17 protein-coding genes are annotated in these 23,541 nt (G+C 69.5%); 3 read left to right on the top strand and 14 right to left on the bottom strand.

Going from position 1 to position 23,541, the window contains the following annotated elements:
- The first annotated feature begins 151 nt into the window (after positions 1-151).
- Complete coding sequence (locus QH270_RS18350; RefSeq protein WP_280343887.1) at positions 152-6,640, top strand: helicase-related protein; 6,489 nt, start codon at positions 152-154, stop codon at positions 6,638-6,640.
- A gap of 115 nt (positions 6,641-6,755) precedes the next feature.
- Complete coding sequence (gene hisG, locus QH270_RS18345; protein WP_280343884.1) at positions 6,756-7,622, top strand: ATP phosphoribosyltransferase; 867 nt, start codon at positions 6,756-6,758, stop codon at positions 7,620-7,622.
- Between the two features lie 14 nt (positions 7,623-7,636).
- Here the strand turns inward: hisG and QH270_RS18340 are convergent, their stop codons facing one another.
- Genes QH270_RS18340 through QH270_RS18325 form a run of 4 tightly spaced genes read right to left on the bottom strand, consistent with a single transcriptional unit; the run spans position 7,637 to position 11,380 of the window.
- Entirely contained in the window at positions 7,637-7,900 is a 264-nt protein-coding gene (locus tag QH270_RS18340) for a hypothetical protein (protein WP_280343880.1), read from the bottom strand.
- Between the two features lie 35 nt (positions 7,901-7,935).
- A complete protein-coding gene (locus QH270_RS18335; RefSeq protein WP_280343877.1) occupies positions 7,936-9,264 on the bottom strand; it encodes a deoxyguanosinetriphosphate triphosphohydrolase in 1,329 nt (442 codons plus the stop codon).
- A gap of 35 nt (positions 9,265-9,299) precedes the next feature.
- The gene (locus QH270_RS18330; RefSeq protein WP_280343874.1) at positions 9,300-10,049 is read right to left on the bottom strand and encodes a hypothetical protein; all 750 of its coding nucleotides are present in this window, start codon (positions 10,047-10,049) and stop codon (positions 9,300-9,302) included.
- Complete coding sequence (locus QH270_RS18325; protein ID WP_280343870.1) at positions 10,046-11,380, bottom strand: glycosyltransferase family 4 protein; 1,335 nt, start codon at positions 11,378-11,380, stop codon at positions 10,046-10,048. The genes QH270_RS18330 and QH270_RS18325 overlap by 4 nt, the downstream gene beginning before the upstream one ends.
- Before the next feature lie 206 nt (positions 11,381-11,586).
- Here QH270_RS18325 and QH270_RS18320 point away from each other — a divergent pair, with 206 nt between their 5' ends.
- Entirely contained in the window at positions 11,587-12,957 is a 1,371-nt protein-coding gene (locus tag QH270_RS18320; protein ID WP_280343866.1) for a hypothetical protein, read from the top strand.
- A gap of 35 nt (positions 12,958-12,992) precedes the next feature.
- Here the strand turns inward: QH270_RS18320 and QH270_RS18315 are convergent, their stop codons facing one another.
- From QH270_RS18315 to QH270_RS18270, 10 genes are all read right to left on the bottom strand, one after another.
- Complete coding sequence (locus QH270_RS18315) at positions 12,993-13,223, bottom strand: hypothetical protein (RefSeq protein ID WP_280343863.1); 231 nt, start codon at positions 13,221-13,223, stop codon at positions 12,993-12,995.
- A 212-nt stretch (positions 13,224-13,435) separates the two neighbouring features.
- Complete coding sequence (locus QH270_RS18310; protein ID WP_280343860.1) at positions 13,436-14,503, bottom strand: helix-turn-helix transcriptional regulator; 1,068 nt, start codon at positions 14,501-14,503, stop codon at positions 13,436-13,438.
- Between the two features lie 26 nt (positions 14,504-14,529).
- Positions 14,530-15,621: a glycosyltransferase family 4 protein gene (locus QH270_RS18305; RefSeq protein WP_280343858.1), complete on the bottom strand. Its 1,092-nt coding sequence runs from the start codon at positions 15,619-15,621 to the stop codon at positions 14,530-14,532.
- Positions 15,614-16,567 (bottom strand): DNA-3-methyladenine glycosylase family protein, encoded by a 954-nt coding sequence (locus tag QH270_RS18300; protein WP_280343855.1) that lies wholly within the window; start codon positions 16,565-16,567, stop codon positions 15,614-15,616. Before QH270_RS18300 ends, QH270_RS18305 begins: the two co-directional genes overlap by 8 nt.
- Positions 16,564-17,502 (bottom strand): S66 peptidase family protein, encoded by a 939-nt coding sequence (locus QH270_RS18295; protein WP_280343852.1) that lies wholly within the window; start codon positions 17,500-17,502, stop codon positions 16,564-16,566. The genes QH270_RS18300 and QH270_RS18295 overlap by 4 nt, the downstream gene beginning before the upstream one ends.
- Positions 17,499-19,889 (bottom strand): SUMF1/EgtB/PvdO family nonheme iron enzyme, encoded by a 2,391-nt coding sequence (locus tag QH270_RS18290; RefSeq protein ID WP_280343849.1) that lies wholly within the window; start codon positions 19,887-19,889, stop codon positions 17,499-17,501. Before QH270_RS18290 ends, QH270_RS18295 begins: the two co-directional genes overlap by 4 nt.
- Complete coding sequence (locus QH270_RS18285; protein ID WP_280343846.1) at positions 19,886-20,665, bottom strand: SDR family oxidoreductase; 780 nt, start codon at positions 20,663-20,665, stop codon at positions 19,886-19,888. Before QH270_RS18285 ends, QH270_RS18290 begins: the two co-directional genes overlap by 4 nt.
- Entirely contained in the window at positions 20,643-21,059 is a 417-nt protein-coding gene (locus QH270_RS18280; protein WP_060595259.1) for a hypothetical protein, read from the bottom strand. Before QH270_RS18280 ends, QH270_RS18285 begins: the two co-directional genes overlap by 23 nt.
- Positions 21,060-21,061: 2 nt before the next feature.
- Positions 21,062-22,417 carry a B12-binding domain-containing radical SAM protein gene (locus tag QH270_RS18275; RefSeq protein WP_280343843.1) on the bottom strand — a complete coding sequence of 452 codons (1,356 nt, stop codon included), beginning with the start codon at positions 22,415-22,417 and terminating at the stop codon, positions 21,062-21,064.
- Entirely contained in the window at positions 22,414-23,487 is a 1,074-nt protein-coding gene (locus tag QH270_RS18270; protein WP_280343840.1) for a radical SAM protein, read from the bottom strand. Before QH270_RS18270 ends, QH270_RS18275 begins: the two co-directional genes overlap by 4 nt.
- Between the last annotated feature and the right edge of the window lie 54 nt (positions 23,488-23,541).

Genomic DNA, 23,541 nt, shown 5'->3' with positions numbered 1-23,541 from the left:
CGAAGGCGGGGACGTCCTTGCCGCCGGGGAACGGCATTACCTGATCGAGGGGCTAGAAGTCTGGGAAGCAACCGCCAGCGACTCCCAGGAGGGCCGATGGGAACGCGCCCGCAGCATCGGTACGGCCACCAGCGCTGAGGAAGCCATCCGCTTGGCGCAGGCCGACGCAATGTTCACCCCGGCCGAGCTGGCAACGCTGCGCTGCAAGGTCGAGGACGAGGCGTACTCCTACGGCGGGTACAACCGCCCACTGGAGATCTTCAACCCCGGCACCGCCCCTCGCTACTTGACCGAGGGGCCGCTCAAGCCGTTGTCCACCGGGGAGCGGTTCGGCCCGACCTGGCTTCTGGTGGAGTCTTACCTGCGCGCGCACCCGGACCTCTACGACGAGACACCCACTTCGGTGGAAGCCCGCCAGGCGCAACGCAGTGCGGCCGCCAAATCGCTGACCACCGAGGCCGCCGAGCACTTCCGGGCCGGCCGACTCGCCCGCGCGCGAGAACTCGTCGATCAGGCCGAACTCGCCAACCCCTACGAGACCGGGACATACGACGGCATCCGCGCCCGCATCGACCGGCTCGCAGGGATCGTCGACGAACTCGGGCTCTCGCGACCGCAGGAACGGTTCGACGGGCTGCCCGGGGGCAAGCAGGCACAGGTCAGCGTCGGCGACCATAGCTTCTCCCTCGAGCCCCGAGGGGGCGGCCGTTGGGTCGTCTACCCGAAAACCGGCGGCGCCGAAGACCAATCCACACTGGCGGAACCCATGCCGACCAGCGAGGTAATGCCGCGCATTCGGACCTACCTGGCAACTCTCTCCGCCCCGCAGAACCCCGAGCCAGCAGCTCACGCTCCCAGCGCTGCGACGACTGCCGCAGAACCGCGCAATCCCGCGACCCCAGGGGCTGCCCCGGAGGAACCGCTCCCGATCGTCATCGAGCACACTGCGGAGGGCACGCTCGTCCGCAACACCGACAAGAACAACCTCGAGCTTCGGCAGGCCCTGCATGACGCCAAGTTCAATTGGTCACGCCCGCAAAAGTTCTGGTACCAGCGGCGGGCAACAGATTTCGCGGTGCGTACCCGTCGAGTCGGTTACCTCCGGGCCTCGCTGACCAGGCTCGGGTTGCCCTTCACGGAGACGAATCCGGCGAGTGCCTTGTCCGCCACCGCGGCCGCGGACGCCGTTGAGGTCGCGGCTCCGGAGCGAGCGCACGAGCAGCGAACACCCACTGAAACCCAACGTGATCCGGCAGCGGAGTCGGTGGCCGCCGCCGCGGTTTCACCGACGGCTTCGAGCACGCCGACGCCGCCTTCACCGTCACCTGAAGGCACTGCTAACACCACGACGGCGACACCGACGGCGGTTCCTACCCCCCGAACCGAACCGCCCGCCGACCGGCCCGACAGCGCCGCCGGAAATGCCGAAGTACCGGCACCCGAACAATCGCCAGCTCCGCAGGTCGAAGTGCCACGATCGACTCAGCGCCGCATCGAGGCGAACCTGGCAGCGATCAGGACTCTCCAGCTGGTCGAGGCCGAGAGCCGTCAGCCGACCGACGCCGAGCGGGAAGTGCTGGCGAAGTGGACCTCGTGGGGTGCTGCTCCCCAGATCTTCGACGCTGAGCGCGAAGAGTTCCGTTCGGACGCCGAGTCGCTGCGGGCCCTGATCGGCGCGGAAGGCTGGAAACAAGCCAATCGCACCGTCCTCAATGCCCATTACACCGATCCGATGATCGTTCGGGCGATGTGGGACCACCTTCGGGCACTCGGGTTCACCGGCGGTCAGGTACTCGAGCCAGGTTGCGGGGCGGGAGCCTTTATCGGGCACGCTCCGGAGGCGGCATCGATGACTGGCATCGAGCTGGACTCCACCACAGCGCGCATCGCGCAAACGCTGTACCCGCGCGCCAGCATTCGCGTCGAGTCCTTCGCGGACACCCGGCTCCCGGAGGGGCACTTCGACGCCGCGATCGGAAACGTGCCATTCTCCTCGGCCCGCCTCCACGACCCGGTCCACAACGCCGGCGAGCACACCATGCACAACCACTTCATTCTCAAGTCGCTTGCGCTGACCAAGCCCGGCGGCGTGGTGGCGGTGGTGACCAGCTCGTTCACGATGGACAACAAGAACCCCGCCGCTCGCCGCGAAATCGCCGCGCAAGCGGACTTTCTGGGTGCAATCCGACTTCCCAACGGTACGCACCGACGGGTCGCGGGCACCGACGTGCTCACCGACATCCTGATCCTGCGCCGCCGCGACGGTGAAGCCCGCCGACCCGGCGGGCCCTTCGAGCTAGCCGTCACCGCCGAGCTCCCGCTGACCCGGGGACAAGGGGAGACAGAATCGGTACTGGTCAACGAGTACTTCCTGAACCATCCAGAGATGGTGCTCGGTGACCTGCGGGCGGGCACCAGCGTTTACGGTGGGCTCGCGGTCGAAGTGCTCGGCCGCGGCGACCTGGAGCAGCACCTGCGCGACGCGCTGGCTCGAATCGCCGACCGCGCCCTGTCCGAGGGCATCGCCCATCAGCCCAGGGAGCTGGCCAGTGGCGAGCGTCGGGCAGCCGCAGCCGCTCCCGGTGATCCGAACGAATTCCCTGGCCATCTGCGCACCACGGCGAGCGGATTCGAAGTACTGCACACCGACGGCACCTACAGCGAGCTAAAGGTGCCCAGCACCCAAGCCGAGGAGCTGCGGGCACTGCTCGGCTTGCGAGACACCGCGGTTGCCCTCTTGGAAAACGAGGCCGCCAACGCCGAGGACTCCGACGAGATCGAGGCCCTGCGCACGCGCCTCAACCAGCGCTACGACCGCTACGTCGAGCGCTATGGAGCGATCAACCGATGCTCCTGGCATCCGACCGGCCGTGTCGACGACGCCGGGGAACCGGTGATGTCCGTACGTCGGCCGCCGGTGATGCGAGTGTTCCGCGACGATCCGCACGCGCCGGTTGTGCTGGCCCTCGAGGACTACGACGCCACCACCGACAGCGCGGTGAAGATGGCCATCATGCGTCAGCGCGTCGTCGCGCCGCGCAGTCCGCGCCTGGGTGCGGATACTGCCGAGGACGCGGTGGCGATCTGCCTCGACACCCACGGCAAGATCGATCTCCCGGTCATCGCGGGCCTGCTCGGCGTAGACGACGACGAAGCCCGCGTCCAATGCCGAGGTCTCATCTACCCCGACCCCGCCGACAACGGCCGGTACGTTCCAGCGGCGGAATACCTCTCGGGGAACGTGCGGGTCAAACTCGATCAGGCCCGCGAGGCGGCTGCGGCGAACCCGGAGACCTACAGCGACAACGTCACCGCACTGACCGCGGTCGTCCCGCCCGACCTCGGGCCGGCCGAGATCGACGCCCGCCTCGGCGCGGTGTGGATCGAAGCGCCCGACGTGCAGGCGTTCCTCAACGAGATCCTCAACGACGACACGATCACCGTCGAGCACACCAAGGCGGGGGAGTGGAAGGTCACCGGCGGCCGTCGCGGCATTCTGTCGACCCAGGAATTCGGCACTTCCCGCGTCCCGGCGCCCAAACTCGCCCAGGCCCTGCTGCGGCAGGCCCCGATCCGCGTCTACGACCCGGACGAGAACGGTGAGGCGCGCATCCCCAACCCCACCGAGACCGAAGCGGCCAACGAGAAGGCCGAGCAGCTCAACGAGCGGTTCTCCGAATGGGTGTGGGAGAACCCGGTCCGCGCCGCACGCCTGAGCGAGGAATACAACCGGCGCTTCAACAACCTGGTGCTGCGCAACTACGAGGCCGACGGCAAGATGCTGAGCCTGCCCGGCCTGTCCAAGGTCTACACCCCGCGTCCGCACCAGCGCGCCGCGGTGGCTCGCATGATCGCCGAACCGAACGTGGGCCTCTTCCACGCGGTCGGCGCTGGCAAGACCCTCGAAATGGCGATGGGCGTCATGGAGCTCAAACGCCTGGGCCTGGTGAACAAGCCGGCCATCATGGTGCCCAACTCCATGCTCGACCAGTTCGCACGCGAATTCCTCCAGGCATACCCGCAGGCTCGCATCCTTGCCGCCGGCACCGAGGATCTGGCCGGGGAGAAGCGGCGGCAGTTCGTCGCTCGCGCGGCCACCGGGGACTGGGACGCGATCATCCTGACCCGCGGGTCATTCCAGCGCCTCGAGGTCTCCCGCGAGACCGCGCACTGGTACTTCGATCGTGAGATCGAGCCCCGGCGTCAGTACCTGGCGGAACTGATGTCCGGCAGCGCGAAACGCAGCGTCGTCAAGCGCATCGAAGACGCGATCCTCAAGTCCGAGGAGAAGCTGAAGAAGAAGCTCGGCGGTCCCACCGATCCGGGCATCACCTTCGAGCAGTCCGGCATCGACTACATCGTGGTCGACGAGCTGCACGACTTCAAGAATCTGGCTACCGACACCCAGATCGAGTCCGCCGCCATTGCGGGCAGCCAGCGGGCGCAGAAGCTGCACATGGTCGTGGAGTACCTGCGCGACAAGCACAACGGTCGCGCCATCACCGGCGCCACGGCCACCCCGCTGGCGAACTCGATCACCGAGGCGTACGTCGTGCAGCGCTACCTGCGCCCGGACCTGCTCGAAGAGGCCGGAATCCGCAACTTCGACGAGTGGGCGGCCACCTTCGGTAAGACCAAGACCGAGCTGGAGATGTCGGTCGACGGCAACTCCTGGAACCTCAAGACCCGGCTCGTGGGCTTCCGCAACGTTCCTGAGCTGCAACGCATGTTCCATGTCGCCGCCGATGTGAAACTGCCCGAGGATCTGAACCTCCCGGTGCCCAAGCTCGCCCGCCGTGCCGACGGGCAGCGTGCGCCGGAGGTCATCTCGGTGCCAGCCACCGAGACCCAGCTCGAGTACGTCCGCGATCTCGGGCACCGCGCCCAGATGGTGAAATCGCGGGCGGTCGACCCGACCCGGGACAACATGCTCAAGATCTCCTCCGACGGCCGCGCCGCAGCGCTGGATCTCCGGCTGGTCAAGTCGCTCGGCCTCACCCCTGGCGCCGCAGAAGAACAGGGGAGCCCGACGCTGGACACCGCAGAGGGAGCCGCCATTGCCGGATATCTCCACTCGAAATCCCCGAGTCCGTCCACAGCGAGGTATGTCGCGCTGTACGCAGCGCGATCACGCCACGAACCGCAGCGCCAGGAACCGCAGGAGATTGGCGAGGAAGAGTTCGGTCTCAAGCTCGAGGCGGCGGCGGACTGGATGTTCCAGAAGTGGCAGGCCGCCAAGGATCAGGTCTACCTCGGCCGGGATGGGCAACCCCACGCCCGCCGAGGCGGGCTCGTCGTCGCGTTCTGCGATCTGGGCACCCCCGGTGAGGACTGGAACGCCTACGACGAGCTCAAGACGAAGCTCATCGCGCGGGGCGCTCCGCCGGAGCTGTTCGCCTACATCCACGACGCGAAGAACGACAAGGGCAAAGCGGCGCTGTTCACCAAGGCCCGAAACGGCAGCATCCAGTTCCTGTTCGGTTCCACGTCCAAGATGGGCGTCGGCGTGAACATCCAAGACCGCATGGTCGCCATGCTGCACGTCGACTGCCCTTGGCGGCCCGCCGATATCGAGCAGCGCGACGGACGCGGCATCCGCCAGGGCAATCAGAACGAGGAGATCGCGGTTGGGCGAGTCGTCACCGAAGGCACCTTCGACGCCCGAATGTGGGCGGCCCAGGCGCGCAAGGCGGCCATGGTCAATCAGTTCATGAAGGGCTCTCTGACCGCCCGCGAGATCGACGACATCGGCGACGCGGCCCTCAACGCCAACGAGGCCCTCGCTATCGCCAGCGGCAACCCCCTGGTGCTGGAGAAGGCCGAGATCGACATCGAGGTCACCAAACTCGAACGTCTGCGCCGCGCGCACCAGCGCAGCCAGTCCATGCTGCAAATCCGCATCCGTGACGCCAACGACGTGATCCCCAAACTGGAGGCCGAGATCGACGCCTACACCCGGGCGATCGAGCACCGCAGGCCCACCAAGGGCGATGCCTTCGCCGCCAAGGTCAGCGGACGCTTCTACGACCACCGCGGCGACGCCGGCGACGCCTTGGCCGCCCGGCTGCTCAAGCTGATCGAAGACCCCCGGGCGGTGTGGAAGGAGTTCGAGGACCACGGAGTGGCCGAGATCGCTGGCTTCACCTTGGACGCCCGCAACGTCCCGACGGGCCGCGAAGCCAGGGTGTCGGTGGTGTTCTCCGACATCGGCGACGATGTCTACGTCACGCTCGACAAGGCGACGCTCCAGAAGGGCGGGACCGCCGTGATGCTCCGCCTGGAGAACGCTGTCAACGGCTTGGACAAGCGGCTCGAGGTTGCCACCGGGCGGCTCGAAACCGAGCGCACGGAACGAGAGCGCTCCGAACTCCGCCTCGGCAAACCGTTCGAGCACAGCGAACGGCTGGATACGCTCCGGGAACGACAGAAGGAGATCAACAAAGAGCTGCTCGGCAGCAAGGAAACGGAGACCGAGAACGCCTCGACCGATCCGGCGGCAACGCCCGACGAGGCCGAATCCATCCGGTCGGCCGCAATGCACGACGCCGCAGCAATGGTTCACCAGATGGGAGGCGCCGCAGTGGTCAACAGCCCCAGTGGGATCACGATCATCAGCGATCGGGGCGGGCGGGCTCGGTGACCTTGACGATCACCGATCCGCATACGGTGCGGCGGCCTGCGCAGCCGCACCGTATGCCACGTTGTTGCTGGTGGGCGCGGGAAATGTGGTTGCGGGGTGTGTGAGGATTGTCGGTATGCCATTGCTGCGCGTCGCTGTCCCGAACAAAGGTTCTCTGAGCGAATCGGCCCTGACGTTGCTCACCGAGGCCGGGTATCGACTACCGCGGGTGCGGAACAAGGAGCTGAACTGCTTCGATCCCGAGAACGAGATCGAGTTCTTCTTCCAGCGGCCCCGCGATATCGCGGTGTACGTGGGCGCGGGAACGCTGGATCTGGGGATCACCGGCAAGGATCTGCTCGACGACGCCGCCGCGCCGGCGGAGTCGGTTCTCGATCTCGGTTTCGCCCGGTCGACGTTCTATTTCGCGGCGCGTCCGGACGGGCCGAGGTCGGTGGCGGACCTGGCGGACCGGTCGGTGGCGACGTCGTATCCGGAACTGGTGCGCAAGCACTTGGCCCAGGCGGGGGTGTCGGCCAACGTCGTGGTGTTGCAAGGCGCGGTGGAGAACGCGGTCGCTCTCGGCTTGGCGGATGCGATCGCCGATGTGGTGGAGACCGGCACGTCGTTGGAGAACGCGGGCCTGGTCACCTTCGGTGAGCCCCTGATGAGGTCGGAGGCGGTGCTGATCCGCAGCACCACGGCGGAGTGGACCGATGAGCGGGCCGAGGCGGTGAGGGTGATGCTGGATCGCCTCAACGGGGTGCTGACCGCGCGCCGGTACGTGATGGTCGATTACGACTGCCCGCGGGTGGTGCTCGATGCGGCGTGTGCGTTGACGCCGGGGATCGAGTCGCCGACGGTGTCGCCGCTGGCGGACCCGGATTGGGTGGCGGTGCGGTCGTTGGTGGAGCGCAAGAGCATCAACCGCACCATGGACGACCTCAAGAAGCTCGGGGCCTCCGCGATCCTGGCGACCGAACTGGCGGCCTGCCGCCTATGACCCACGCACCCGTGTCATCGCTGGTGTTGGCCGCCGTCGGCGCGGCGCTGGACGGCGGTGGCGATGAGCCGTATATCCCGCCCGGCGCCGTGTGCGGCAGCAACGGCTTCGCGTAGCGCGGCGATTTCCTCTGGCCGCAGCGCGGCGAGCGGCACATCCTCGCCGATCACCTGGAGCGCCTGTTGGGAGGCGGTTTCGAGCTGGTCGGCGCACTTGACCAGCTGGGCAGTGAGCGGAAATCTCGCCTCGTCTGCGGTCAGCAGAAAGTCGTCAGCCACGGCGCAAACCTAGTGCCCCAGACCGCCCATGGAGTTCAGTTCCGCGGTATCGGGGGCCCGGATCGGCCACAGTGCTGGTACACAACTTGATTCGTCGCGCTTACGCCGGATCTCCCGAACCTGGGCCCCACGGGCCCGGATTCACGGTCGGCGGCCAGCGTGTCGAACACCTCGACCGCGCGCCGGTCGGTGTAGGCCGCGACCTGATCAACGACCACCCGAACCCGGGCGGCGTCGGTGTCGGCGCGCAACCACGCTGCGGCGAAGCGGGGTTCGAGCAGGTCGGGGGCGGCGGTGAGGAGGGCGTCGAAGACGGTGTCGATGACGTGGCGCTGCCACGCCCGGCGGGCCCGCAAAGCGGGTGCACGGAGCACGAAGTGCAGGTGCACGGCTTTGAGTACCGCGATTTCGGCGCGGACGTGGGCGGGCACGACCAGATCGGTGGTGAACCGGTGGTGCGGGCCGAGTCCGGTGCCGGCTTTTGTCGCCTCTGTGATCGCGGTGGTGAACCGGGCGGTGAGCGTGTGCTCCAACGCGGAGGTCGCGGCCGGGTCGCCGGGCCCGGGGCGGGTGAGGGCAGCGACAGCGGGTAGACCCAGCAGGTCGTTGGTGTGGGCGTCGATGTCGTCGACGGCCACGGTGGTGAAGTGGCCGTGGGCGAGCTTGGCGAACTCGGCGCGCTCGGACGCAGACGTGAGCGGGGACAGGGTGATCGCACCGGTGCGCAGCCCGGCGGTCAGGTCGGTGACAGCGTTGGCGATGTCGTCCGCTGTGTCCATGATCTGCGCCTCCACGCACAGCCGCCGATCCGGTGCGCCGTGGCGAACCCAGGCCAGGGTGTCGGCGTCGTCAGGGTAGGCGCCGAACTTGCGGGCCGGGCCCGGGGTCCACGGGTATTTGCAGGTCGCGTCCAGGCTGGCGCGCGTCAGGTTCAACCCTGCGCCGGTAGGGCTGGGTTCGAGTCGGGTGAGGATGCGCAGGGTCTGGGCGTTGGCCTCGAACCCGAGCCCGTGGCCGCGGGCCTTGGCGCGCAACGCCATCTCGCCGTTGTGCCCGAACGGTGGGTGGCCGAGATCGTGTGCCAGGCAACCGGTTTCGACCAACGTGGGGTCGGCGCCGACGCCGAGGGCGATGCGGCGGCCGAGGGTAGCCACGGTCAGGGAGTGGGTGAGCCGGTTGTGGGGGACCGGCCCGGCGTCGGGTTCGTCGACCTGGGTGATGTTCGACAGCCGGTGCAGCGCGCCGCTGGCGAGCAGCCGGCCGCGGTCGTTGTCGAACACGGTGGCCGGATCGCGGTAGGGGTGACCGCGTTCGGGGATGCGACGAGCCCGGTCGTGGTGGCTGTAGCCGGTCGAGGTCGTCATCGGCGTGGTCCTCTCGTCGCTGGGGCGTGGTGGGGTTATGGGGTGATCGGCTCGTCGACGGTGGTCGACGCGGCGAACAGGGCCTCGATCTGGGCGGGGTGCAGGTAGCGGGTGATCAGCGGATCGGTCCGGAACCGGGCGGCCGGGACGCCGAGGAACCGGTGCTCGAGGTACATCAACCGCCGAAACACCAGCCGGTAGATGTGTGCGGGGACGCCGTCGCAGGAGACGGTCAGCAGTTGCCCGGCGTGGTGGTGGCGGCGGAGTTCGAGGGTGCTGATCAGCCGGTTGGTGTCGAGCAGCCGCAACCCCCCGGCGACGTCGACGACGAGGTTGTCCATCGGCGGATCGATGAAGTCCGGGATCAGCGATGCCTCGGCATCGAGGGCGGGCACCGGCGCGGTGTCGGCCAGCAGGCCGCGCACCACGCTGGTGAACACGGCGAGTTGGTCGAGGGTTTGCCGCGGCAGCCGGTGACGCGCGGCGATGCGCAGCGACCAGGCGGGCGCGACCTGCACGAAATTCTTGACCACCACCGCCTCGCACAACCGCGCCGCCGGGGCGGGCAGCAGCAGGCGCTCGTTGGGGATCAGGCCGGGCAGGACCGGATCGAAGATCGCCCGCAGGTACCGGTACTCGCGGCGCACCTTGGCCACGGTGAGTTCGGGGGCGTCGGGCCGGAACACCTGCATCACCAACGGGCTGCCGGGCCGGTGGTAGACCGTGGAATGGTTGCCCTGCCCGATCACCCGATGTCGCCGGGCCGTCCCGATCACCGAGGTCATGCCCGCACCGCCTCGTGGGAGCCGATGACCTTCGCGTAGCCGGTGGCCATCTGCTCCACCCCGAATCGGGTGGCGCTGGCCCGCCCGTCGCGCGCCAGCCGCTCCCGGAGCGCGGTGTCGGTGAGCACTCGTGCCAGGGCGTCGGCGAGCGCGCCAGGATCGCTCGGTGGCACCAGCAGCCCGGAGCGGTCGTGGTCGATGTAATCGCGCGGTCCGCCGTGGTCGGTGGTGATCACCGGGGAGCCGGCGAGCATCGCTTCGATGTTGGCGTAGCCGAACGCTTCCGGGCAGCGCGACGGCAGCACCGCCACCGTCGCGGCCCGGTAGCAGGCCGCGACCTCGACCGGGGAGAGCTCGTCGAGCAGAAACACGCGCCCGGCCAGGCCGCTGGCGTTGATCAGCTCGGTCAGCTCCCGGGTGTAATCCAGCGCGCGGGTGTCGTGCATGTCGTGGCCGTTGAACACCACGAACGCCTCCCCGGCGACACCGCGGGTGGTGAGGATGCGCAGGGCGGCGATCAGATCGGCGTGGCCCTTCCACGCCACCCGCCGCGCCGAGAGCAACACCATCGGCCCGGCCGGAAGCTGGTTGCGGCGCGCGAGGGCGGCGAAGGCGTCCTCGGCGGCGGCCGCGCGCAGCCGGGACTCGAACTCGGCGGCATCCATGCCGTTGGGCACCGTGTGGACCCGCTCGCCGGTGATTCCGGCCTTGGCCAGGTGTTCAGCCACCGCGGTCGACACCGCGACGATCCGCACCGAGTGCTCGGTGACCTCGAGACGACGACGCAGGTAGTCGAACCGCCGCTCGGCCCCGGCGAGATCGTGCACCACCCCGGTCACGTGCAGGCGACCGACACCGGCCGCGGCCAGCCGACCGGACTGCTCAGCCTTGAGCACCGACACAATCGGATTGATGTTCTGCGCCAGCAGATCCGGCGTACCAGCGGTCGCGATGACGTGGGCGTACTGCCGCGCCAACCCCGCATACACCGGATTCGCCGGGTCGTCGATGGCGTCCTCGTAGAAGTGGCGCACCCGCGCGGGGTCCTTGCCGCCGTCCGCTCCGCCGAGGTATTGACCGAACCCGCTCCGAATCCCTTGGGCCAGAACCACGGTCCCGTCCGGGGTGCGCAGCTGGTAGGCGCCGGGGCGGGTAGCGCCGGTCTGGGTGATCGCCCACCGCGTCCCAGGATGCCGGGCGGCCAGCGCGGCGAGCAGATGGTGAGTGTGGGCGACCAGACCGGTATGGCGGCAGGGTTTTCGTTGCCCAGTGGCCACGACGGTGCCGTGCATGTCGTAGGTGAGGATGTGCATCGCCGACGGGAATTCCATACCGTCCTCCACATTTGCGAGCCGACCGGATCAACAACCCCAGCAACCGGATTCGGTGAACCAGGTCACATCAGGACACCGCGCGAGCGGCCGGTCGCGGCAGTGGTGCGCTTGGTGCGTTTCGGTGCGTTTCGGTGCCGAGAGCGCACCGCGGCCGGTACCCTCGCCGCATCGACGCCGACGATCCGGTCCAGGGGGCGAGGTGGGTGAACGCACAGCTGGCCACACTGTTGTCCGAGCTGGGATGGCGGCCGGAAACCTTCGCCCGCAAGCTGAGCGAGCACGCCCAACTGCACGGACGCCGCGAGCATGTCCACGCGAAAACCCCCTACAAATGGCTCGCCGGTGCCCGCCCGCGCTCACCCTGGCCGGACCTGGCAGCCGCGCTGCTCACCGCCGAACTCGCCCGGCCGATCACCCCAGCAGACCTCGGGTGGAACGCCGCACCCACCGCTCCGCTACTCCCGGCCGACTCTGGGCTGGACGGGCCATGGACAGCGGAAGGGGCCTTGCGCGCCATAGCCGCGGTCACCGAGGCTGATCCCATGCAGCGACGGCTCTTCCTCACCCTGATGGGCACCGCGATCACCGCGCCAGCGCACCAGTGGCTACTCGCCGCCGGGACCGGCGACCTCACCCACACCGCCGGCACGCGCATCGGGATCGGCACGGTCGAGGAGATCGACACCATGACCGCCAGCCTGCGCCGCATGGACGACCAGCTCGGCGGCGGAACCCTGCTGAAAATGGTCCGCGCCCACCTGCGCCACGTCCTGAACCTGCTGCGCCACGGCAGCTACGACGACACCACCGGCCGCCGCCTGCACGCCTCGGCCGCCGAACTCCTACGCTTGGCCGGATGGCTGTGCTTCGACACCAGCCAGCACGCCCGCGCCCAGCGCTACTGGGTCGCCGCGCTGCGCACCGCCCACACCGCCGGCGACCGCGCCCTCGCCGCCAACGTCCTCGGATTCATGTCCTGCCAGGCCAAGGACATCGGCCAACCCCGCGAGGCCGCGATGCTGGCCGACACCGCGATCTCGGGCTATCCCGGTGCCAGCGCACGAGTTTCAGCGATCCTGCAATTGCGCGCCGCCGAAGCCCACGCCGTCGACGGATCGCCGACCGATACCCGCCGCGCCATCGACGCCGCCTTCACCCACCTCGACACCCCCACCGACGGAGCGCCGGACTGGAGCTACTGGCTCGACGAAACCCACGCCCACGGCCAAGCCGGATACTGCTACCTGCGCCTCGGAGAACACGGCGCGGCAAGGCATCACCTTCGGGCCGCGCTACGCAACAGCAACGGCAACGACTCCCGCGAAGGCGCTCTTCGCTACGCGCTGCTGGCCACCACCTACGCCCGCCAGCCCGAACCCGACATCGACCACGCCCTGCACCACGCCGAGCACGCCGTGGACCTGCTCACCGCCCAGGTCACCTCGACCCGGGTGACCGGCCATCTCACCACGCTGCTCAGCGACCTCACCCCTTACCGCCACCGTCCCGGCGTCCGCCAACTATCCGACCGCGTCCGCGCACTCCAGGCAGCCACCAACAGCAGAAGCGCCTGACACATTCGCGCGGGGTGGGGGAATCCCGGGCAGGATCAGAGGTCGTGGACGTCGTCGACGCGCGCCTCGGGGGCCACGTAGACCAGGATTCCCAGGGCAGCACCCACGCGCAGGGCGAGGCTCCGAGCCTTGGCTTCAGGCAGATCGGCGAAGCCTCGGCAGATCGCCGACAACGGCTGATCGAGAGTCGAGTGGCAGGTGATATGTCCCTCGTCGTGGAGCGCATCCCGCACCATCTGCGACCGGCGGCCCGGCCGCAGCCTCATGAGGTTTCCGGGGCGGAAGATGCAGGTACTGCACTTGTCCTCACAGACGCGAACCTCATTGTGCGAGTACACGATAGCCGTCCGCGCGTGGTCCTCCGCGGTGTCCAAATGTCCGCATACCTCCCTGTTGCGATGGCCGGTCCGGTTCCGGGAGGCCAAGATGGCAACCAGCGTGCCAGCTTCCGGGTGCGACCGGTACCGGGATGCCGGGATCAGTCGTCACGAATGCTGCCTGGTGTTCGGCCGCGTGTCGCCCGGAGGCGGGAGTCGTCGTGGCGGAAGTCGGAGGGTCTGCCGGAGTTGCTGTCGGGCTCGGGGGCGTCGTAGGCGGCGGCCGCGTCGGCGTGGTGTTGTCGTAGCGCGGCGCGGAGTTCAGGTGGTTCTTCGACGATGACGTCGCTGCCGAAGCTGGCGACGAGGGGGATGAGCCATTTCCAGCGGTCGACGTAGAGGACGATGCGGGTGGTGCCGTCGGGGTGGTGGTGGACTTCGGAGTCGGGTTTGAGGCCGAGGCGCAGCATTTCCTCGCGGCTGCCGGGGCGCACTCGGATGACGACTCGGTTGGGTCCGCGGCCGAAGTCTTCGAGTGCTTGGCGCCACCAGTCCTTGAGATTGAAGGTGGTTTCGGGGTAGACGAACTTCAGGTCGGTGGCAGTGAGCCGGTCGATGTTGTTGAGCTGGTAACGCTGGGGTTCTGAGTGTGGTGGGGCGGCGACGAGCCACCATTCCCCGCCTTTCCAGACCATGCCGTAGGGCTTGACGATGAGGTGCTGGTGGTCGTCGCTGTGGTGGACGCGGACGGTGATCTGGATGGCGGTCCCGGTGAGCAGGGCTTCGCGGAGTGTGGCGAGGTGGCCGGAGCTTTCGTCGCGCCAGTACCAGTCGGTGGTGTCGAAGTAGATGCGGTGGGCGAGGCGGTGCAGGAACCGGGCGCGCGAGGCACTGACGTTGTTCTTGCCGGAGTTTCCGTCGCCGCCCGCGAGTTCGGGGTGGGCGTGTCCTTGTTCGAGGAGGCCGAGGACGTAGAGGCGCAGGGCGTCGTCGCCGTCGACGAGCAGGGAGTCCAGCGGTTGGTCGGTGGTGAGCCGGAATCCGCCGCCGCGGCCGGCGACGGATTCGATCGGGATGCCGAAGGCGATCAGTTCCTCGATGTCGCGGTAGATGGTGCGCGCGTTGACGCCGAACCGGGCGGCCAGCGAGGTCGCGGAAACCCATGTGCGGGACCGCAACTGGTGAACGATGGCGGTGTGGCGGGCGTGGCGTGGGTTGGTCGGCGGCATACGCGCGAGTCTGCTCGGCGGTGTGGTCAGCTCGCTGCGGCGGCCTGCCGGTAGACCTCGAGCAGGCGGCGGCCGACCGTTTCGGCGGTATAGCTGTTCAGGTGCGCGGTGACCGCGTCGTGGTCAGCGGGTTCAGCGTCGCAGACGGCGATGATGTTCTTGGCCAGGATCTCCTCGTCGAGCGGGTCGGTGTAGCGGGCGGCCAGGCCGCCGGTGACTTCGCGGAGGACGGGCAGGTCCGAGCACAGCAGCGGCGTTCCGGCGACGAGGGCTTCCTGGGCGGGGATGCCGAATCCCTCGAACAGGGTGGGGAACACGAACGCGGTCGCGGCCCGGTACAGGGCGGCGAGCTGGTCGTCGTCGATGTGGCCGAGGATCGTGATCTCGGGATCGCGCACCGGCAGGCCCCGTTCCCAGCCGCGGCGCCCCGCCAGCAGCAGCCGGGCCGGTACCCGGTCGGGGGCGGCTGCTCGGGCGAGCCGGAAGGCTCGGATGAGGCGGGGGATGTTCTTCGACGGCATGTACACGCCGACACCGAACAGGAACGGCTCGGACGGGGCCAGGGCAGGGTCGGCGGTGCGCAGCTGGTGTGCGAAGTCGGTGGCCACGTAGTTCGGCACGATCTCGAGGGGTTTGCCGAGATCGCCGAGGGCGCCGACGATATCGGCGCGGGCGGCGTGGGAGACGGTGATGACCGCGCGCAGGTCCTCGCCGGCCAGCAGGGTGTGCAGGCGCGGGTTCTGTACGTCGCGGACTGCGCGGACCATCTGGTCGGGGAACAGGTAGCGGCCGGCGTCGTGCAGGGTGAACACCGCGGGCCGCGGCAGGGCGGCGGGCAGCGCGAACGGGTAGTGCACGAGGTCGGCGTCGAAGTGCTCGATCTGGCGGTGCAGGTGGTGTTCGCGCCGGTCCGGCACGGTGAGAACGCGGATACCCGCGCGCTGGGCACGCGGGTATCGGTCGGCATGCTCGGCGGTGAGCACGACGGCGATCTCGACCTTCTCACCGGTCGTGGCGAGGGCGTCGGTGAGCAGGTGGATGTAGCGTTCGACGCCGGTCTGGATGGTGGCGCGCCAGTAGCGGGCGTCGATCGCCACGCGCAGTGCTCGGTCAGACACGGGCACCGGATTTCACGCCGACCTGCGTGCCCAGCTGCGCTACCCAGGTCTCGGTGTCGGTGGTGAGGAAGTCGAGCACGGTTTCGCCGAGGTCGCCCCAGCGGTCGGCGATGAACGCGGTGACCGTCTCGGGGGTCGGGTTCGGGTCGTCGAGGTAGAGGCGGCCGATCACGTCGACGACGTAGGTGTCGACGTGGGCGTGCCCGCCGGTGCCGTAGGACAGGTTCACCGCGAGGTTCGCGGTGTAGGGCCCGACGCCTTTGATCTGGAGCAGGTCGGTGATGACCTCGGCGGTGGGGCGGTGGCGCCATTCGTGCCAGCTGTAGCCCGCCTCGGCCAGCGTCGCGGCGGCGGCCGCGAGTCCTTTGGCACGGAACCCGACCTTGCAGGCCCGCAGCTGCTCGTCGCTGGCCTGTGCCAGCTGCGCGGGGGTGGGGAAGGCGTAGACGCCTGCGTCGTCGACGGTGGTGGCGGTAGGCACGCCGAAGGCGTGGGCGAGGTTGCGCATCATCGCGTAGATGCGGGCGAAGTTCGTGCGCTGCGCGCAGATTACCCCGCACAGGGCTTCGAAGATGTCGGGGTAGAGCTTGCCGCGTCCCAGCCCGCGGTGCGCGACGGCGGCCGCGAGCACCGGGTCGTCGGCGGTGAGGGCTTGCACCTGGTCGTAGGGGTAGTCCAGTTGCAGGCAGCGGGTCAACGTTTCGTTGACCGCCGCGACGGTGGCGGTGTCGAGGTCGGGGCCGGTCAGGGTGGCGGTCAGCGTGGTCGGCGCGGTCTGACGAATCCGTGCGGTGGTGATCGTGGCATCGCCCGCGCCGGTGCGCATGGGTCGCACCAGGTCCTTGCCGTCGCGCACCCACGGGTAGATCAGGTAGGTCTCCAGTGCGTGGGTGAAGTCGACGTGGCCGTTGACCGGCAGCTCGATCACGGTGGTCTGGTCGGTCATGCGATCACCAGGTCTTCGAGGTAGCGCAGGGTCGGGGTGCCGGTCAGGTCGACTTCGACGTCGAGGCCGAGCGGCAGCGGGAATTTGGTGGCGGTGTGCCCGAATTCGGCGCCGGTGACGATCGGGAAGTTCCCGCCGGCGCAGCGCAGGATCAGCTCGTCGTAGGTCTCGTCGGGGGCGTCGTCGCGGGGGCTGTCGACCGGTGCGGCCACGACCAGACCGGCGATGTGGTCGAGGACTCCGGCCAGCCGCAGGTGGGTCAGCGCGGCATCGACTTGCACCCACGGCACGAACACCTCCTCGAGGATCAGTACCGCCCCGCGGGTGTCGGGCATCCACGGGGTGCCGACGAGGGCGCGGATGGTGCCCAGGTGGCCGCCGACGACCGGGCCGGAGAACACCCGCCCGGCCCCGCGCGGCACCCGCCAGTCGCTGCCGGAGACCGTCTGTCCCTTCACCCGGCCGGACACGATGGACCAGAACCGGTCAGCGGTCGCCGAGTTCACCGGTTCCCGGGTGAAGTCGTAGCCGGTGGGCCCGTGCACGGTGGCCAGCCCGGTCCGCGCGGTGATCGCGTTGGCCACGATCACCGGGTCCGACAGGGCGGTGAACACCGTCGGGTTCTCGGCGATCACGGCGTAGTCGAGCAGGTTCAGTAGTTGCGCGGCGCTTTTGCCGCCGGTCGCCGGGACGATCAGGCTGATGCCGGGGTCGGCGAAGGCGGCCATGAGGTCGGAGGCCCGGTCGGCGGGCGGCCCGGCGAGGTAGCCCGTCGCGGCCCGCGCGTGGGCGCCGACTGTGACCGGGTGGCCGCGTTCGGCGAAATACGCGGTGAGGCGGTCGAGTTCGTCGCCGGGGACCGGTGAGGAGGTGGAGACGATCGCGACGCCGGTGCCGGGGGTGACGGCGGGTGGCCGGATTACGGGGCGGGTCATGGTTGTGGTGCTCCTGCTCGTGTCGTCGGGTCGATGTCGCGCACCACGCGCACGCCGACCAGATGCCCGCACTTCTCGGCGGCTTCCAGCGGGCGCACGGTCGTGCGCAGGAAGTACGTGTTGGAGGCCACGTCCCCACCCCGGTAGACCGGGTGGCCGCGGTAGGAATCCGAACACCACTGCCAGACATGGCCGGTCAGGTCGGCGAGTCCGAACGGTGATGGCCCGTCGTCTCCGTCGTCGATGGTAGACACGGCCGCACCGCGCTCCAAGCACCGTGGCGGGCCGGGCAGCGCTGCGCCCCAAGGGAACCAGCGGCCATCGCTACCGCGCGCGGCGTACTCCCATTCGGCCTCGGTCGGCAGCCGGCCACCGACCCAGCCCGCGTACCGGTCGGCCCAGTCGAATGGCACGATCACCGGCTCGGCGGGCCGCTCGGCCCGCACCGGGGTCTCGGCGAGGGCGAACCCGCCACCGGCCGCTCGGGCCGCGTCGGCCGCGTCGTCGGGGGCCAGTGCGGTCAGGAACCGGGCGAACTGGGCGCGGGTGGCCGGGGTGACGCTGAACCACACGCCGGCGATGTCCACCGGCGCCTGCCCGCGTTCCCCGATGGGCTCGATGCCGAACACCGCCCGCACCACGTCGGCTTCGTCGTCGGTGAGGCCGGGCGCGAACCGGGCGGCGGGCAACCGGATCTCGCGCGCACCGTCGACCTCGCGCCGCCGTTTCGGCAGACCGATTGCCGGTTCGGCGGCCGGGCGGGTGGTGAGGTAGTTGGTGAGCACGGTGAGCATGTCGGCGGGGGCGATGCCGTCGCGGGTCGCGGTCGGGCCGGTGAACCAGGCCCCGCCGTCGACGATCCCGTCGGGCCCGTGCTCGGCGGCCCACCCGATATCGGCGAACCAGGCGGCGTAGGCGTCGTTGCGGCCGTTGGGCCGGAACACCGCGGTCAACGTGGGGATGTCCCGGCGGTAGGCGTCGCGGCGGATGAGATCGAGCATCCGCTGGTGCGTGCCCGCCCACAGCAGGCGGCAGCTGGCCAGCAGCGAGTCCAGCCGCGCCTTCCCGTCGCGGTAGTCGACCTCGGCGACGCCGACGATTTCCGGTGCCAGGGCCGTGCCGTGGTAGCGGACCTCGAACGCCAGCACCGCCCAGTCCGGGTCGGCGGCCAGCTTGGCCAGCTCGTCGGCGCTGCGCCGGGGGGAGGTCATGTTGAACTGGTTGCTGCGCTGGTGCAGCTGCGCGCACCGGTCGAGCACCGCCGGGTCGGTGGGATCGGTCAGGCACACCACTTCCGGGATCAGCTCGCCGGTGGCCTTGGCCCGATAGAACGCGGTGCGGGCGGTGTCGGAGGCGGTGACCGGCGCCGCACCGGGAGGCGGAAGCTGGGCCAGCAGGTCCGCGACGAGCAGCGGCGGCCCGGCCACCGACGGCACCCGCAGGTCCGGCCACATCGTGCGGGCCCGTTCCTGCTGCGCCGGGTCGTCGTCGACGAACACCACACTGTCGGGGGCGATGCCGTCGAAGAAGCCGAGGATGTCGGTGATGCGGTCGGCCTTGTCGATATCCGGCTGCGCCCACAGCCCGGCCAGCCCGATTCCGGCGGCGTGGGCCTCGACGGCGGCCGCGGCGGCGTCGCGGTCGTTGCGCGACAGGCCCGCCACCAGCGTGCCGTGGGAGCGGCGATCGGCCAGCACCGACCGCCACACCCGGTGCGGTGCCGCAGCCAGCATGTCGGTGCCGTCGAGACCGGTCGTGCCGTCCTCGGCGACGGTTCCGGGCCACAGGACTCCGTCGAGGTCGCTGATCACCGCTTTCGGCCCCGGCTGGGTCTGGGCGGCAATCAGCTGCCAATGCAACCACGCCGTATCCACCAGCCCCGCCCACAGTGCGGCCGCGCGGGTGTGTCGCCCCATGGCCCGGAGCGCCGCCGATGTCGCGGGGTAGTCCGCGCCGGCGGACAGTACATCCAGGGACGCGACCCGGTGCAGCGCGGCCACCGTCACCCCGTGGCGGGCAGCCCACTGTGCCAGGGCGCGGTTGGCGTCCTCGATCACCGTGTCGATCCGGATGTCGCCGGTGAAGGGCACGGTCTGCACGATCAGGGCGGGTTCGGCGGCCGCGACCTGTTCGACGGCGTCGACCAGGCCGGTGACCGCGCCCGCGTCGCCGGTGAAGATCGCGGCGGCTTGCGGCAGGGCGGCGGTGACCAGCACGGTGGCGGTGATCTCGTCGCGGTCGGGGGCCAGGCGGGCGGTGAGCCGTTCCAGCAGCTCGCCCAGTGCGGGCAGCGCCACCGGCGCAGGCAGCAGTCGCAGGCACAGCCCGGCGCCGGGGTCGCCGCCCCCGGACTCGAGGCTGGTGAGCCAGTGCAGGTAGTCGGTCATTGAGATTCCCCCGGAATATCGGCGTCCAATCGGATGATCTGGCCGCTCACGTACTGCCACGGCGGGTCGCACACCACCGCGACCGTCGTCTGCGCGACCTCGTCGATGCTCAGCGCGCGGCCCCACGGCAACCGCGCGTAGTAGTCGGCCGGGTCGGTGATGCCTTTGCGGGCCAGGATCTGCTCGGCCATGGGCGAGCAGATCAGCGAGGGCGCAACCACATTCACGCGTACCCCGTGGACCGCCTCTTCCTTGGCCAGCGTCAACGCCAACGCCTCCAACGCCGCCTTCGACGCGCTGTAGGCGCCGTTGCCGGGCGTGCAGGTCGCCGCCGCCTGCGAGCTGAGCACCAGAACCCGCGCCCGCCCCGCCCGCGCGGACGGGTGCACCGCCCGCCAAATCTGTTGCAGTGCACCGGCATTGATCGTGAACAGGTCGGTCAATTCGGCGGGGGAGGTCGCGTCCAGGCGGGCCTTGCTCGAGGCCGCGCCGGCGGCGAACACCATCACGTCCAGGTGCTGCCCGACGGCGGCCGCGAGCCCGCCGAGATCATCGCCGGATCGGGCATCGAACCGGGTCCAGGTCAGGTCCGGCGCGGCTGGGCCGGTGCCGGTGGTTGAGGTCGCCACGACGCGGTGCCCGCGGTCGAGCAGAAGCTGCACCACTGCGGCGCCCACCGCGCCGCTGCCACCGATCACCAGCGCCGCGCCCGCCGCATCGTCGCGCGGTGCGTACCCGCCCTCGCTGCCCGTCTCAAACTCCAGCGCGCCGGCCACGGTCGCCTCCTTCCACCGGGTCGGAATCGGGGTGGTCGGTGACGAACATGTCCTGGAAGCGCATCTGCCGGTCCGGGATGCCGAAGAACGCGCCGATGGCGCGGGCCCGCTCGGCGGCCGCCTCGTCTCCGCGCCGGACCTGGACCACGACGCCGGGGAAGATCACGATCATCAGCTCGTCGTCGAGCAGGTGCGCATACCACCCGTCTGGTGCGAGCACCGCGGCCAGCCGAACCGCGACCTCGGCGGCGCGTCCCGGAGCAACCTGCACCTCGAGCACCTCGACCGGGATGCGCCGGTCCAGCAGGTGCGGATATGAGCCGGTGAGGACCACCGGCATCGGCAGCGGCAGGCTCCGATCCGGCAAGCTCTCCCGCAACACGATCCCGCGCATGCTCAGCTCACCCCCGCGCCGGGTGCCTTGACCAGGCGAGTGTGCGCGCGAGCGCGGGCCACCATCTCGCTGCTGGTCCACGGCGTCTGCGAGTCGTAGTAGTCGAAGTCCGCCCACTGCGCCAGCGTCGTCGGCGCCTGGAAGCCCCGTTCGAGTGCCAGGTCGAACAGCGGAACGCCCGGGAAGGGCCCGAACAGGTGCACGCGGGTCTCCGGACGCGGCTCCAATGTGCTGATCTCCTCGATCAGGCTGTAGGTCGCCTCGATCTCGGCCTCGGTCTCGTCCGGGAATCCGACGATGAACGTGTACGCGCCGAGAATCCCGTGGTCGGCGATATCGCGGGCGACATCGAGAACCTGGGCGCGGGTGACCTCCTTGCGCACCACCTCGGCCAGCACCCGGTCGTCGCCGGACTCGATCCCCATCAGCAGCCGGCGGCAGCCGGAATCGGCGATCGAACCGAGCAGGTCGAGCCGCTGCTTGCGGGCGCGCAGCACGTCGTTGGGGTTGATCGAGGCCGCCCACGCCAGGTCGATGCCGCGCTCGGCCTTGAGCTGGCAGAACTCCACCGCCCGGCGCACGTTGACGAACCAGTCCGCGTCGTAGAATTTCACCCCGTTGATGCCGTAGCGATCGGCGAGGTCGGCCAGGTCGTCTAGCAGCGAATCCGCCTGCATCGCACTGTATTTGCGCTGATAGGTCAACTCGTAGCAGAACGCGCACTTGTATACGCAGCCCTGGGAGGACACGTAGTTCAAGGTGCGCGGCGCCACGGTCGGGTCGTCGCGGATGTAGTCGTCGACGGCCAGCAGGTCCCACGGGTAAGCACCCAGGTTCCCCGCCCGCGGCGGGTTGATCGGTCCCTCGATCCGGTTGCGGCCGTGCACGGCGAGCAGGCCGGGCACCGAGTCCCAGCCGGCTCGGTTGCGCAGGGCCTCGACGAACGCGGGCATCGATGCCTGCCCCGGGCCCGCCAGCGTGACGTCGACCAGCTCGTGCTCGGCGGTCTGTTCGGCGAGCACATTGACGTGCGGGCCGCCGAACACCAGCGGCGGGCAGCCCGGACGGTTCTGCGCCACCTCGGCCATCTCCAGGGCGTGCCGGATCTGCGCGCCGCCGGTCATGATGCTGATCCCGATACACATCGCCCGGTCGGCGTGCTCGTCGAGGAAGCCCGGCCATTCGGTCTGCGGACGCTGGTTGCCGTCGAAGATCACCACCTCGACGCCGTTGTCCATCAGCGGTTTGGCGATGGTGAGCAGCGAGAACGGCATCCAGTGGTACAGGTAGTCCTTCTCGTGCTCCACCTGCGGATACACCAGGATCACCAGCGGGCGATCCACCAGCAACGCGGTCACGATGACACCCCCACCACGGGCAGCATCCGAACCCCGCTGGACTGGCCGCCACCGGGGTGGAAGCTCGCCCCGGCGTAGGTCGCCAGCGCATCGTCCAGCGCCCGCTCCAGTCGCGCCGCATCATGCAGGATCGGCGCGAGCGGCACCGAAATCTCATCCCGCAGCAGGCAGAACTGCAACCGGCGATCGGCGGTCAGCCGCAGCGCCATCAACGCATCGTGGCACGGGAAGAACCGGCACCCCGAGCACACATCGCCGTACCAGGCCCCGGCGCGGCTGTCCTTCAGTACGACCTCGAATCCCGACGCCAGGGTCATCACCGTCATCGGGTGGCCGAGCCCGCCCTGAGACCGGCTCTCCACCACCACCGCGCGGGCCCGCAGCCCTCCCGCGACCTCCTCCAGCGGCACATACAGCGACTCGACCGTGGCGCCACCGCGGGTGATGGCCAGCCGCCGGGCGAAGGACTCGCCGCCGGCATCCAAGTCGCGGATGACATCGAGCAGCTTCAGCGTCGCCACGCCCTCGTTCTCGCACCACGCGGCCAGATCGGGCACTTCGCCCGCGTTCACCCCGGCCATCACCACCGTGTTGATCTTCACCGGCACACCGGTGGCCACGCAGGCGCGCATCGCCGACTGCACCTCGGCCAGGTCGTCGATGCCGCAGATCTGGCGGTGCAGGCCCGCATCCAAGGTGTCGATGCTCATGTTGAACTGGGTGACCCCGGCCGCGGCGAGCGCACCGGCCCGCTCACCGATTCGGGGGTGCCGGGAGATCACCTCGATCTCCGACATCCCCGCATCCCGCAGCGCCGCCACCGCTTCCTCGAGCGGTGCCCACAGTGCCGGATCACCACCGGTCAGCTTGATCGAGGTCAGGCCACGCTCGACCAAGGGCGCGACGACGGCCAGCACGTCGGCCACGGTCAGTTCCTCCCCCGCGGTGGTGGCCACCGCCTCCCCCGAGGGGCGGCAGAAGAAGCACGCCCGCCCGCACCGCGAATTCACCGTCACCCGGAACTGCGGCAGCCGCTCGGGGAAACCTTGACGTTCCGACATTGCTTTCATACCTGTCATCATGAGCCCATCTCAAGCGAAATTGCCGACAGTACAACAGAATTC

It is taken from the genome of Nocardia neocaledoniensis (assembly GCF_029868625.1).
GTDB lineage: Bacteria > Actinomycetota > Actinomycetes > Mycobacteriales > Mycobacteriaceae > Nocardia > Nocardia neocaledoniensis_A.
This window is presented reverse-complemented; position numbering and strand designations above follow the sequence as displayed.